Origin of the sequence: Sulfitobacter mediterraneus, from assembly GCF_016801775.1 — a bacterium.
In the GTDB taxonomy this organism is placed as follows: domain Bacteria; phylum Pseudomonadota; class Alphaproteobacteria; order Rhodobacterales; family Rhodobacteraceae; genus Sulfitobacter; species Sulfitobacter mediterraneus_A.
Window position 1 is genome coordinate 504,804 of the sequence record NZ_CP069004.1, and the last position, 13,860, is coordinate 518,663.

8 protein-coding genes are annotated in these 13,860 nt (G+C 60.1%); 3 read left to right on the forward strand and 5 right to left on the reverse strand.

Annotated elements, in window-relative coordinates; genetic code table 11:
• The first annotated feature begins 32 nt into the window (after positions 1-32).
• From doeA to JNX03_RS02435, 3 genes are all read left to right on the forward strand, one after another.
• The gene (doeA, locus tag JNX03_RS02425) at positions 33-1,217 is read left to right on the forward strand and encodes an ectoine hydrolase DoeA (RefSeq protein WP_203210874.1); all 1,185 of its coding nucleotides are present in this window, start codon (positions 33-35) and stop codon (positions 1,215-1,217) included.
• Entirely contained in the window at positions 1,214-2,206 is a 993-nt protein-coding gene (doeB, locus tag JNX03_RS02430; RefSeq protein WP_203210875.1) for a N(2)-acetyl-L-2,4-diaminobutanoate deacetylase DoeB, read from the forward strand. Before doeA ends, doeB begins: the two co-directional genes overlap by 4 nt.
• Before the next feature lie 281 nt (positions 2,207-2,487).
• Positions 2,488-8,046, forward strand: a complete 5,559-nt coding sequence (locus JNX03_RS02435; protein ID WP_203210876.1) for a DUF4214 domain-containing protein — start codon at positions 2,488-2,490, stop codon at positions 8,044-8,046.
• Positions 8,047-8,079: 33 nt separating this feature from the next.
• Here the strand turns inward: JNX03_RS02435 and hemN are convergent, their stop codons facing one another.
• From hemN to ccoG, 5 genes are read right to left on the reverse strand one after another with little or no spacing between them, the layout of a single operon-like run.
• Positions 8,080-9,432 carry an oxygen-independent coproporphyrinogen III oxidase gene (gene hemN / locus JNX03_RS02440; RefSeq protein ID WP_203210877.1) on the reverse strand — a complete coding sequence of 451 codons (1,353 nt, stop codon included), beginning with the start codon at positions 9,430-9,432 and terminating at the stop codon, positions 8,080-8,082.
• The gene (gene ccoS, locus JNX03_RS02445) at positions 9,429-9,629 is read right to left on the reverse strand and encodes a cbb3-type cytochrome oxidase assembly protein CcoS (RefSeq protein WP_203210878.1); all 201 of its coding nucleotides are present in this window, start codon (positions 9,627-9,629) and stop codon (positions 9,429-9,431) included. Before ccoS ends, hemN begins: the two co-directional genes overlap by 4 nt.
• Positions 9,626-11,818, reverse strand: coding sequence for a heavy metal translocating P-type ATPase (locus JNX03_RS02450; RefSeq protein ID WP_203210879.1), 2,193 nt, complete (start codon positions 11,816-11,818; stop codon positions 9,626-9,628). The genes ccoS and JNX03_RS02450 overlap by 4 nt, the downstream gene beginning before the upstream one ends.
• Before the next feature lie 9 nt (positions 11,819-11,827).
• Entirely contained in the window at positions 11,828-12,280 is a 453-nt protein-coding gene (locus JNX03_RS02455; RefSeq protein ID WP_231024126.1) for a FixH family protein, read from the reverse strand.
• A gap of 2 nt (positions 12,281-12,282) precedes the next feature.
• Entirely contained in the window at positions 12,283-13,776 is a 1,494-nt protein-coding gene (gene ccoG, locus JNX03_RS02460) for a cytochrome c oxidase accessory protein CcoG (RefSeq protein ID WP_203210881.1), read from the reverse strand.
• Positions 13,777-13,860: the final 84 nt, after the last annotated feature.

Here is a 13,860-nt window from a genome sequence, read left to right on the forward strand (position 1 = left end):
CAGGCCCGCGCGGATTTGACCGGAACAAGCCCATGACAACATTTGATAAAAACTTCTCTGATGATGAATATCGCCGCCGCATTGCCAAAACCCGCACCGCGATGGACGCAGCCGGACTTGAGGCTATTGTGGTCTGCGATCCATCCAATATGTCTTGGCTGACGGGCTATGACGGGTGGTCCTTCTACGTTTATCAGGGTGTGGTCCTGACCCAATCGGGCGATCCGGTCTGGTGGGGCAGGGCGATGGATGCGGTGGGCGCGGGGCGCACGGTATTCATGGACGGCGCGGACCACATTCGCGGCTACGATGACACCTATGTGCAAAATCCCGACAAACATCCAATGTCCGATCTGGCGGGCTTGCTGAACGAACTTGGGCTGTCAAATGCGCGAATTGGCGTTGAGATGGACAACTATTACTATTCCGCCAAGGCGCATATGACACTGACCGGTGCATTGCCGGAGGCGCGGTTCGCCGATGCGACAGGTTTGGTCAATTGGCAACGGGCGGTCAAATCCCAGACTGAGATTGAATACATGCGCCGCGCTGCGCGTATTGTCGAAGTCATGCATGAACGTGTGCTCGAATTGGCCGAACCGGGATTGCGCAAGAACGATCTGATCGCCGAGATCTACGCAACTGCCATTCGCGGGGCTGAAGGGCATTGGGGGGATTATCCGGCGATTGTGCCAATGGCCCCGTCAGGCCTTGATGCCACAGCGCCGCATCTGACGTGGGATGACCGCCCGATGCAGAAGGGCGAGGCGACCTTTTTTGAAATCGCAGGCGCACACCGGCGCTATCAATGTCCGCAATCGCGCACGCTGTTCCTTGGCGATGTGCCGCAGAAATACCGTGATGCGGAAAGCGCGGTTCTCGATGCCATTGAGGCTGGGTTGGAACAGGCAAAGCCGGGCAATCAGGCCCAGGACATCGCCAACGCATTCAATGCCACGCTCAACAAGGCGGGTTTTGAGAAAGACAGCCGCTGCGGTTATGCCATCGGAATAAGCTATCCCCCCGATTGGGGCGAACGTACCATCTCGTTCCGGCGCGGCGACACCACTGTGCTGGAGCCGGGGATGACCTTCCACTTTATGCCCGCGCTCTGGCTTGATGATGGCGGGCTGGAAATCACGGAGCCGATCCTGATCACTGAAACGGGCCATGAATGCCTGTGCAACACCCCGCGTGAGTTGTGGGTGAAACGATGACGGCCAACCCGATCAGCGCCACAATCCCGCTGGATGCGCAGGGCGTGCATCATGGTTTTCTCAAGCTGCCCTACAGCCGCGATGACAGCGCCTGGGGCTCTGTGATGATCCCGATCACGGTGATTGCCAATGGGACCGGGCCAACCGCGCTGTTGACCGGGGCCAATCACGGCGATGAATACGAAGGGCCCATTGCGCTTCAGGATCTGGCGGTGACGCTGACCCCCGATCAGATCACCGGCCGGGTGATCATCCTGCCGATGATGAACATGCCTGCCTTTGCGGCGGGCAAGCGGTGCTCGCCCATTGACGGGGCCAATATGAACCGCAGCTTTCCGGGCCAGCCCGATGGCAACGCCACTGCCAAGATCTGCGATTTTATCGCAACCCGGCTGGTGCCGCTGGCCGATGTGGTGCTGGATTTCCATTCAGGCGGCAGCACGCTGGATTTTCTGCCCTTCGCGGCAGCGCATGTGCTTGAGGACAAAACCCAGGAGGCCGCTTGCATGGCCGCGATGCAGGCGTTCAACGCGCCCTATTCGGCGCGAATGCTGGAGATCGACAACGTTGGCATGTTTGACACCGAGGTCGAAAACCAGGGCAAGGTCTTTGTCACAACCGAATTGGGCGGCGCGGGCACATCCACCGCCCGAAGTGTCGCCATCGCCCGCAAGGGGATTCGCAACCTGTTGATCCACAGTGGTATTTTGCAAGGTGAGATGACGCAGGATCCAACCATCAATATCGACATGCCGGATGCCAGTTGTTTTCACTTTGCGGAAACTGCGGGGATGATCGAATACCTTCGGGACATGGGGGATTCAGTGACTGAGGGGCAACCGATTGCCCGCATCTGGCCGGCAGACCGTACCGGCGTTGCGCCACAGATTTGCACTGCAGGGCGCAGCGGCATTCTGGCGGCACGTCATGTGCCGGGGCTGGTTAAAATGGGTGATTTCGTCGGGCTGGTGGCGGTGGTTCTGGACTGACCGCCTCCATGGGCTTCGACAGCGGCAATTTGCCGAGGGACATCTCCACTATGCCGATATTCGCCGACGGCGCAGGCTGCACTGGCGTTGTGGTCACGTTTATCTATTTTCTGTGCCCAAGCACGATTTGGAACATCTTTTCGTCAACTTTTTCGATCATGGTCACAGACGCTTGGGCGTTTTTGCGGGCCGGTTTTGCGAATGTGTGATGCAAGACGGGGCCGGTTGCGCGGGTGCACCTGGGGGCAAAGGCGCCGGATTGATGATTAAGGGTTTACGACATGTCGTTTGAGATCAAGTTTGACTATCGCTTTGACACGAATGGGTTTTTCTCGGACGCCAGCCGCCGTGCCACCCTCGAGGAAGCGGCCCGTCTTTGGGAAAGCGTCATCGGTGACGACTTTGACGACGTGCAGGCGGGTATCTCTTTCGACATCACCAATCCAACAAATGGCGTGACCCAGGAAACCATCACCCTGACCGAGGCCGTTGATGACCTGATTGTGTTCGTGGGCGCGGCCTCGCTTGGCGGCTCCACCTTGGGATACGCCGGACCATCGGGGTATTCGGCATCCGGCGATATCTTTTCAGCGCGGATCAGCGATGATTTTCGCGGCCAAGGTGCGGTCAGCGACTTTGAGCCCTGGGCAGGCACGCTGACATTTGACACCGGCACGAACTGGAACTTTGGCCTTGGCGCACCCTCTGCGGGGCAGAACGATTTCCTGTCGGTCGCGGTGCATGAGATCGGCCATATCCTTGGCATTGGCACCTCCGGTGCGTTTGATGCGCTGGTATCGGGCGAAACCTTTACCGGAACCAATGCCCGTTCGGTGAACGGCGGCGCAGCTGTGCCTCTGCACGATGATCACAGCCACGTCGAAGAAGGATTTGATGGTGATACCGTATCGCTCGATCCGATGCTGACCACGGGTACACGCGTACTGCTGAGCGAAGTGGATAAAGCCATCCTTGCCGATATCGGTTACGAGGTCACAGACTACACCGCGCAGGGATCTCAACCTGACATCGCCACTGGCGGGGGCGAAACGATTTTTGGCACCATCATCGGTGATCTCATCGACGGTCTGGGCGGCAACGATCAGATCCAGGGTGATCTGGGCGATGACACGTTACACGGCGGCGGCGGGCAAGACACTTTGTTTGGCCAGACCGGCGCGGATGAATTGTTTGGCGATGCCGGAAATGATCAGCTTCAGGGCGGCATAGGCAATGACACCCTGCGCGGCGGCGCGGGGGAGGATGTGATGTTCGGCCAAGGCGGAACCGACACCTTTGTCGTCGGCCTTGGGGATGGCGAGAACACGGTCTATGACTTTGATCTTGGCACCGAGGTGATCCGGCTGATTGACAGCGGCTTTGCCACGGCGGATGCGGCGATTGCCTCGATCACCAAACCTTTCTCCAATGTCTCGCGGCTCACATTGTCTGACGGCACCTACATCGACATATTTCACGGCTCGCAAAGCGGGACACCCCTGACCGCCGCCAACATCGAACTGCAAGGCGATGTGCCCGCGGGCAATTCCGCGGCAACCGGATCTGTCACCATCAGCGGCACCGCCCGCGAAGACCAGACCCTGACGGCGAATACCAGCGGGATTGCCGATGCCGACGGTCTGGGGGCGTTTTCCTATCAATGGCTGCGTGATGGCAGCGCGATCAGCGGCGCAACCGGAAGCAGCTATACCTTGGGCCAGGCCGATGTGGGCGAGCGGATTTCACTGCGCGTCAGCTTCGAAGACCAGGCCGGTTATGACGAAGCCTTGACCAGCGCCTTGACGGCCACCGTGCAAAACGTCAACGACGCGCCGGAAGGCGGGATTTCTATCAATGGCACCGCACGGCAGGGCGTGTTGCTGACCGCGCAGACCTCTGGCTTGTCCGATGCAGATGGCCTTGGTCTGTTCAACTATACATGGCTGCGGGACGGCGCGGCGATTTCTGGCGCGACGGGCAGCAGTTACCGCCTGACCCAATCAGATGTAGACGAAACCATCAGCCTGCGCGTGTCCTACACCGACCAGCAAGGCACAACCGAACACATCAACAGCGCCGCCACTGCCACCGTGCAAAACATCAATGACGCGCCCCAAGGCGGCGTGCAGATCGACGGCACCGCGCAAGAAGGCAGCGTGCTTTCTGCGCGCACCAATGCCTTGACCGATGCCGATGGGCTGGGGGCGTTGTCCTATCAATGGCTGCGTGATGGCGGCGTAATCAATGGCGCAACAGGCAGCAGCTTTGCCCTGACGCAATCCGACGTTGGCCACGACATCGCGCTGCGGGTCCGCTACACCGATCAGCAAGGCACACTTGAGACCGTAACAAGCGCGGCAACCAGTCCTGTACAGAACCTGAATGATGCACCGCAAGGCGTGGTAGATATCACGGGAACGGCCTTGCAGGGCGCGACCCTCGTGGCGGACACATCTGCTATCACTGACAGCGACGGGTTGGGCGGCTTTTCCTACCAGTGGCTGCGCGATGGCGCGCAAATATCCGGTGCTACATCGGCCAGCTATCAACTGTCCCAGCAAGATGTGGATACACAGATCTCGGTGCGGGTCAGCTTTGTCGACGGGCAAGGCACATTGGAAACCCTGACCAGCGGTGCCAGCGCGGCAGTGCAGAACATCAACGATGCACCGCAAGGCATCGTGCAGATCAATGGCCAGCCACAGGAAGGTGCAACGCTGAGCGCAAATACAAATGCTCTGTCCGATGCAGATGGCCTCGGCGCGTTTTCCTACCAGTGGCAGCGGGGCGCCAGTGATATCGCCGGCGCAACCGGCAGTAGCTATCAATTGCAACAAGACGACGTTGGCGCGACAATCTCCCTACGGATCATCTATACAGACGGGCAAGGCACGATAGAAGCCGTGACCAGCACCGCAACAGCCGCGGTCGAAAACACCAACACAGCACCCCAAGGCAGCGTCACCCTGACCGGTATCGCGGCGCAAGGCGAAACGCTGGGCGTAAATGCGTCGGCAGTGACAGACGGGGATGGCCTCGGCGCATTCTCCTACCAATGGCTGCGGGACGGTCAAAGCGTCGCTGGCGCGACTGCAGAAACCTACGAACTGGGGCAACAGGACGTGGATGCCCAGATGTCGGTGCGGGTCTCCTACATTGACGGGCAAGGCACCAGCGAGGCCGTGACCAGCGGCCCAAGCGGCCCCGTGCAGAACGTCAACGATGCGCCTCAGGGCAAAGTGCAGATCACCGGCTTGGCAAAGCAGGGCACATCTTTGACGGCTGCCACCGGCACCATTGCAGACCCCGACGGATTGGGCGCGTTTTCCTATCAGTGGCTGCGCGGCGGTACCGAAATTGCGGGCGCAACGGCGGCGCAGTACACGCCCGTGCAGGCGGATGTTGGCACCTCACTGCAAGTGCGTTTGTCCTATACTGACGGGCACGGCAGCCTTGAAACCCTGATCAGCGGCGCAACCGCCATCGTGGAGAACCAGAACGATCCCGCCAGTGGCACGCTCATCATTGGCGGAAATGTGACCGAGGGCGGTACATTGACCGCTTCGGTCAGCGATCTGGCCGATGAGGATGGTTTGGAACCATACACAATCACCTGGCTCGCCGATGGTCAGGACACAGGCGTGACCGGCACAACCTATGCGTTGACCTCCGCCGACATTGGCAAGGTCTTTACCGCCCGTCTGGCCTTTACCGACAGTTTTGGCGCCAGTGAGGTTCTGCTGTCCGGCCCAACCGGCCCTGTGACCAATACAAACGATCCGGTTTCGGGCACGGTCAACATCTACGGTGAGGCCAAGGAAGGCGCGAGATTGACCGCAGATCCCAGCGGACTTACCGATCCGGATGGTCTTGGCCCGTTCCACTATCAATGGCTGCGCGATGGCGAAGCCGTGGCCGGTGCCACACAGGACGAATATGTCCTGACCGCTGCGGACATCGGCAGTGCCCTTTCTGTGAGGGTGTCTTTCAATGATCAGTTCGGCAATGCCGAGGCAGCGACCTCCGGTGCAACGGCCCTGATCGAAAACGTGAACGATCCAGCAACAGGTGAACCGCAAGTGGTCGGCTCCTTGCAAGAGGGCAGCATATTGACCGCCCAAACGGACGGCATCGCGGATCTCGACGGTCTCGGCCCGTTTGCCTATGTCTGGCTGCGCGACGGCGATCCGGTGCCGGGGCAGACCGGTCCAAGCTATGCTTTGACAGCCGCCGATATTGGCAAAACGATCGAGGTCCAAGTCAGCTTTACCGACGGCCATGGCACGGTTGAGACCCTTACATCAGCCGCCACAGCGCCCGTCGAGAACGTAAACGATGCCCCCGAAGGCGCGATTACATTGACCGGCATGGCCAAAGAAGGCAGCACACTATTTGCAGATACCTCCGGGATCAGTGATCCTGACGGGACCGGCGCGTTCAGCTTTGTCTGGTTCCGTGACGGGCTGGTGCAGCCTGATGCCGTGACTGCCAATTATGATCTGGGTGCAGAAGATATCGGCGCGGAAATTCACGTGCAAATCAGTTACGAAGACGGGTTTGGCACATTGGAAACCCTAACCTCGGCCGCCAGTGGCGTGGTGGAGAACAGAAACGACCTGCCCACAGGGGCGCTGGTCGTGACCGGCACCGCCGAAGTGGGCAAAACAATCAGCGTGGATACAAGCGCTGTGGCTGACGCAGATGGATTGGGCGCGTTTGAATTTGCCTGGCTGCGCGACGGTGCGGTGATCGCCGGTGCCGAGGCTGCTGAATACACGCTCACGCCCGCCGATCTGGACGCCTTTATCGAAGCGCGGATTGCCTATACTGACGGCCACGGCACCGAGGAAACCCTGACCAGCTCCAGCTTTGGCCCTATCGGACCGCTTGTCAAAGACCGGGTCGAAGGCGGCCCAACGGATGATACCCTGACCGGAAGCACCGGCCCTGATGACGTATCCGGCGGCGATGGCGACGACACGTTGAACGGCGGGCAGGGTGATGATGATCTGAACGGCGGCGCAGGGGTGGACACCGCGCAGTTTGCCGGCGCACAGCAAAGTCACACGCTCACCATCAGCCGCAGTGGCATGGTCATTGCCGACCGCCGCGCCGATGGAAATGGCACCGATACGCTGCAAGACATCGAATTTCTCAGCTTTGACAGTACCTTACCCTTGTTTAACGGCGGGGATATGGATCTGCGGGCCTTTGCCGGTCCCGCCGCCCTGAGCGAAGACCAGATGGAAAGCGTGATCGAGCTTTACATCGCCTATTTCAACCGCGCTCCGGATGCGGTTGGGCTGTTCTTTTGGGCCACCGCCTTTGACAATGGAACGACCCTTGATGACATGGCAAAACTGTTCATTGATCAGGATGAAACCCGCGCGGCCTATCCGGATGGCACATCAAATCTGGAATTTGCCGAAACCGTCTACAACAACGTGCTGGGCCGTACACCGGATGTGGCAGGGCTCAACTTCTGGGTTGGACTTCTGGATGATGGGTCGGTCCAGCGGGCGGATTTCATTCTTGAGGTGCTGCGCGGCGCACGGGCCGACGCGCCGGAGGACGCCAGCGCCGAATTCATCACGCAACAGGCGGCGGACCAACAATATCTGGAGGTCAAAACCGACATCGGCGCCTATTTCGCCGTGCACAAAGGCATGTCCGACGTGGAAGACGCTGCCGAAGCGATGGCGCTCTTTGATGGCACGGCGGCGGGCATTGAGGCCTCTACCGACGCGATTGACGCATTCTTTGCGGATGCGCTGGATGCCGCAAACGGGGATTTCCTGATGCCACTGATTGGCGTTCTGGATGATCCTTTTGCGGCCTGAGCCAAACCCATCCCGCGCAAGCAGGCGGGTCTCTCAGGAGACCCGCGAATAACCCACGTTGCCCATGGTGAACGTGTCAAAGAAATGTGCCAAACGGCGCACCAAGGGCCGCGCCTCGTCCGACAATGACAGGCGATCGGCGTCTTCGGTATAAAGGCCTGCACATTCCGCCCGCAGCGCCATAAAGGCCGGCGCCAGCATCGCCTGCTGTGCATCGCTCAGCGACAACTCTTTATAATCAATGGCATAATCGCACATCAGCATTTCAATGATCCGGCTGCGCAGCTTGTCTTCCGGCGTCAGCTCGTACCCGCGAGCAGTGGCCAGTTCCTCACCGCGCACGATCTTGGAATAGGGGCCGGTCTGCGGTGTGTTCTGGCTAAACCCTGTCTCAAAGCGCGAAATGGACGAGGCACCCAGACCGAGCAATGTGCCGCAGCCATCGACTGTATAGCCCTGAAAATTGCGCCGCAGTTTGCCCTGTGCCGCCGCGATGGCCATACTGTCTGTGGGCTTGGCAAAATGGTCGATCCCGATGGCGGTCATGCCCGATCCGGTCAGCACATCCGTGGCGTGATTGAACAAGGCAAAGCGGGCGCGGTCATCCGGCAGCGCCTGTTCGGGGATCAACTGCTGGCGTTTGGCCATATGCGGCACATGGGCATAGCCAAAAAGCGCGATCCGGTCCGGGTCCAGCGACATAACCTGATCCAGCGTGCGCCCGAACCCTTCGACGGACTGAAACGGCAAACCATAAACCAGATCAATGTTCAGCGAGGCAATGCCAGCCTGTCGCAACAGATCCACGGCGGTCTTGGTCTGGTCATAACTTTGCAGCCGGCCAATGGATTCCTGCACTTGAGTTGCGAAATCCTGCACCCCGATGCTGGCCCGTGACATGCCTGCGGACCGCAGCGCGGTGATCTTGTCAGCATCCACCAATGTCGGGTCAATCTCGACCGAAAATTCCGTGTTTTCATCACGTTGGAACACACCATCAATCGCCGCAACCAGCCGTTTGATCAACTCCGGCGGCAGGATCGTCGGTGTGCCGCCGCCCCAATGCATCTGTTTGATCCGCTGTTTGCCCTTCAGATGCTTGGCCACCACGGCCAGTTCGGCCTCAAGCGTGGCGATATAGTGCTGAACGGGGGCGAGACTGCTGACCCCTTGCGTACGGCAGGCGCAGAACCAGCACAGGCGTTCGCAGAACGGGATATGCAAATAAAGCGAAATCGGCTCATCCGGGTCCAGCGCGGCAAGCGCCTTGGCCTGAAAATCGGCGCCGATGCCGTCATGAAACGCAGGGGCCGGCGGATAGCTGGTGTATCGGGGCAGGCGCTGGTCAAAAAGGCCACGGGCCTTGAGTGTGTCAAAATCCATCATGAGGACTTTTTTGAATCGCTTTCCTCGGGCTGTCTTTGATCAAGATCAACTGGCGCGGTTTCGTCATCCAAAAGGACACGCCATGCCGCACCGTCCAGATCGTCGTATTGATCGGCCCGCAGGCTCCAGACAAAGGCGAGCAGGCCAAGTCCGCCAAGGCCCAGCGAAACCGGGATCAGGATGGACAGGATATTCATGCCTTGCGCCTCCGTTGCAGCCGCATCGCGTTGAGCAAGACCACGATGGATGAGCTGGACATGGCGATGGCTGCCAGCAGCGGCGTGACAAATCCGGCCATGGCGAAGGGGATCACCAAGGCGTTGTAAGCTGCCGCGATGCCGAAGTTTTCCAGAATGCGCCGCTTGGCGCTGCGCGATGTTGTGATCAATTCGGGCAGGGCGGACAGCGTATCGCCCAGCACTACCACATCCGAGGCCGCCCGCGCCGCATCCGCCGCCGCCGCCGGCGCGACGGAGGCATAGGCGGCGGCCAATGCGCCCGTATCGTTCAGACCATCGCCGACCATCAAGACCTTGCTGCCGGTTGCCGCCAATCCGTTCAGATAGGCGATCTTGTCCGTCGGGCTTTGCCCCGCATGCACATGGCTGATACCAAGCGCCTGTGCCACGGCCTGTGTCGCGGCGGCGGTGTCACCCGAAATCAGATGCATCTCGGTGCCGGTTTTGCGCAGTTCTGCCACCATGTCTTCGGCCCCTTTGCGCAGGGTGGCCTGCAGGGGCAGGAACACCGGCGCCGCGTCACCGATTTGCACCCATGCACCATGTCCACCCTCAGCTTTGGCCCCGACAAAATGATCGGCACCCAGCTTGACCAGCTGACCGTTGAACCGGGCGGAAACGCCCTTGCCAGGGTGTTCGGTCACGTCGGTCAGAGAGGCTGCTGCGGTGCCAAGGGATTCAAGGCCCAAAGCCAGGGCGCGGGAAATCGGATGGGTCGAGGATTGCGCAAGACCCAGCGCGATGGCGCGGGTGGATTGTGGCAATGTCTCAACCGCGCCAACCTCAAGCTGGCCTTCGGTTAATGTGCCGGTCTTGTCAAAGACCACCACATCCGTTTCCGCGATCCGTTCCATGGCGGTGCCGTTCTTGACCAGCAGACCGGAACGGAACAACCGGCTTGCCGCCGCGGTGGACACCGCAGGGACAGCAAGTCCCAAGGCACAGGGGCAGGTGATGATCAGAACCGCCACCGCGATGTTCAGCGAATGACGGAAATCACCGGTGTAGGTGATCCAGCCTGCGAAGGTGACAAGCGCCAGCAAATGCACAGCCGGGGCATATATCGCGGCGGCGCGGTCGGCCAATGCGGTATAGCGGTTGCGGGCCGATTCCGCCGCGTCGATCATCGTGACCATGCGGCGCAGGCTGGTGTCGGCGCCCACAGCCGTGGCGCGGATCGTCAATGGCCCGCTCAGGTTCACTTCGCCCGCGCTAACCTGAACGCCGACATTGGCCGCCACCGGCAGGCTTTCTCCGGTCAACAGGGCGCGGTCGATGTTACTGATCCCTTCGATCACTTCGCCGTCCACTGGCACCCGTGCGCCGGGCAGAACGATGATCGGATCACCCACCTGCGCTTGGCTCAGGTTGATGGTTTCCCGCCCCTCGTCGGTCTTGCGCAGGATGCGCGGCACTTCGAGCGCGGCCAGTTCCTTGGCCGCAGATCGTGCCGTGGCGCGGCAGCGATGGTCAAGGTAACGGCCAATCAGCAGAAAACAGGTCAGCGACAGGGTCGCATCAAAATAGGCAGTATGCCCGCCAGCGGCTGTCTCATAAAGTGACATCGCCGCCGTCAGGATCAGCGCCAGCGAGATCGGCACATCCATGTTGAGCCGCCCGACACGCAGGGCCGTCCAGGCATGACGGAAAAACGGCTGTGCGGCATATCCCAAGGCAGGCAGCGAGATCGCGGCGGACAGCCAATGAAACAATGTGCGCGTGGCATCGGTGGCACCCGACCAAACCGCGACCGACATCAACATGACGTTCATCATGGCAAAGCCCGCGATGGCGATGCGGATGAGCAAGGCGCGGCCCTCGCGGTCGCCATCTTGCCCCAGGGCATCCACATCAAGGATGCGTGCCTCGATCCCCAGCCCGGTGAGATGATCAATCAGATCTTCGGGCATCGTGCCGGTCTCGGCGGTGATCTCAACCTGTTTGCGGTTCAGATTGACCCGCGCTGCATGCACATCGGACCGGCCCAAGAGCCCGCGTTCCACGGTGGAGATACAGGCCGCACAATGGATCGAAGGCAGCGAAAGATGAAAGGTATCACCCGCCGCATCACTTTGCGCGGCAGCGGGCAGGGGGCCTGCCACGCAACCCGGACAGGCAGCCAAATGAGGGGTTTCGGCCAGTGACATGAGCGTTTCCTATCGCGCAGTGATCGGGATGCGGCGGCGGAATTCGGTGCCGTCCTCGGCCGTCATGTTCAGCCACAGCGTCCAATAGCCTGCTGGCACATCCACATCAGCCACCAGCGCCGTGCCATCCCAGACAAAGGCCGGGGTCACATCCTCTGCCACATGGGTTGCGCGGCCCAGTGTGGCTTTGACCTCGGCCGGTTGAAAGGCGACGCCGTCGCGGTTCAGCACGGTCAGTCTCAATTGCTGATCGGTGATCTCGGCAGAGACATCCCATGCCAGTGCATTTTGTGCGGCGCGGTCGGCGTCAAACTTTTGACTGGCCACGTAGGAATTCTTGGTGACAAGCCCCGGAAAGGTGGAAACCGCCTGAAAGGCCAGGGTCAGGTTCACCCCGATGATCACGGCAAAACACCCTGCAAAAATGCCGAAGACATGCCAGCCGTTCATTGTACGCTTCATGATCATGAGCCTTTCCCGTTAAAGATTGTTGCCGTGCTGGCGCGGGTTTGTGTGTCCAGATCTTCAACCCAGATCCGCAAGTCGGTGCGGTCGCTGCTGGCCGCCGGATCTTGCCGCCGTGCAGTGACGTACACGCGCTGCAACATCGTGCTGTCTGCGGGTACTTCTACACTGAGGGTCTCGCTGCCTTCAAGGTTGATGCGCAGTGTCTCCTCCGAGGTCAGCGACAAATGGAACAGGCGGTCATCGCCAGATTTGTTGCGCAAGCGCACGTCATAGATATTGCGGATCGACCCGTCCGATTGGGTCACATAGGTCGGGTTGCGCACTGGCGACACTGTCAGTTCAATGTCCGACCGGATGAACAGCGCAAAAAGCAGACCCAGACCGACAATCGACCACAGCGTGGTGTAAAGGATGGTGCGGGTGCGGAACACGTGCTGCCACACCGGCTTGGGCTTCCAGCTTTGGTATTCGGGCTCTTCCTTGGCGGGGGGCACATCTTCGAGCGCGAGATAATCGATCAGACCGCGCGGCTTGCCGATCTTGTCCATGATCTCATCACAGGCATCGATACACAGGGCGCAGGTGATACATTCCATCTGCTGGCCATCGCGGATGTCGATACCCATGGGGCAAACGTTGACGCAGGCCATGCAGTCGATGCAATCGCCCTGCGCGACTTCCACTTCGGGCACTTCGGTTTCGGCATAAGCCGTTGTGGTGCGGGCGGCAGCGGCGGCGCGGGCGCCTTTGCGATGCTTGCCACGCGGTTCACCACGCCAATCGCGATAACCCACGGTCAGCGTGCCCTCGTCCATCATCGCGGCCTGGATGCGCGGCCATGGGCACATGTAGATGCAGACCTGTTCGCGCATGAAACCGCCAAAGATAAAGGTGGTTGCGGTCAGCACCGCGATGGAAGCATAGGCGACATAAGGCGCGTCCAATGTGAAGAGGTTCACTGCCAGGGTCGGCGCATCGGTGAAATAGAACACCCAGGCCCCGCCGGTGGCGATGGAGATCAGCAGCCAGACGATCCATTTGCTGACCCGAAGCCGCCATTTGCGGAAATCCCATTTCGCCTTGAGCAATCTGATCCGCGCATTGCGGTCCCCCTCAATCCAGCGTTCGACCAGCAGGAACAGATCGGTCCAGACGGTCTGCGGGCAGGTATAGCCGCACCAGACCCGGCCAAGCGCCGAGGTGAACAGGAACAGCCCCAACCCCGCCATGATCAGCAAGCCCGCGACGAAATAGAATTCATGCGGCCAGATCTCGATCCAGAAGAAGAAGAACCGCCGGTTGGCCAGATCCGCCAGCACCGCCTGATCAGGCATGTTTGGCCCGCGATCCCAACGCACCCACGGCAGCAGATAGTAGATGCCAAGGGTGATGCCCATGATCCACCATTTCATCGTGCGAAAGAAACCTGACACACGGCGCGGAAAGATGGGTTCACGGGGGGTATAAAGCGGCTGAGGGGAATCTGTCATTTGAATCGGTCCAAATAAGGGTCTGTTCGCACCGGAGTTATGCAGCCGCAGCGTGATCTTTGCTTTGATCTGGGTCAAGTGTCC